This window comes from Jeotgalibacillus marinus, from assembly GCF_040801915.1.
In the GTDB taxonomy this organism is placed as follows: Bacteria; Bacillota; Bacilli; order Bacillales; family Jeotgalibacillaceae; genus Jeotgalibacillus; species Jeotgalibacillus marinus.
This window is the reverse complement of record NZ_JBFMIA010000154.1, coordinates 1-272: the sequence shown is the minus strand read 5'-3', so window position 1 is coordinate 272 and position 272 is coordinate 1. Positions and strand designations below refer to the sequence as shown.

1 protein-coding gene is annotated in these 272 nt (G+C 69.9%); it reads right to left on the bottom strand.

The features are described 5' to 3' along the window. Nucleotides 1-79: 79 nt before the first annotated feature. Nucleotides 80-272 (bottom strand): hypothetical protein (locus AB1471_RS17340; RefSeq protein WP_367780977.1); only part of this gene is annotated, 193 nt, incomplete at its 5' end.

Sequence of the window (272 nt, the reverse complement as noted above, 5' to 3'; positions counted from 1 at the left end):
GGAGCAGGCCGTCTCGGGCCGGAATGCTTGTGATCGTTGCCGCCGATAGCCGCGATAGAGATGGTTTTGTGCAATCTGCTCAGCCATGCTGGGTGGCGACGCCGACGGGGGCGTCGACGACGAGGACCACGGCGCCACGGCCCGTGGCCGGGCAGGAGCGGAGGCACGGATGCCGCGACTCGGCAGGACGCTGGCCGCCCGGATCCTGCTGGCCGTCCTCGGGATCGTCGTCGTGACGCTCGCGGTCGGTTTCGCCCTCTTCGCGCGACTGA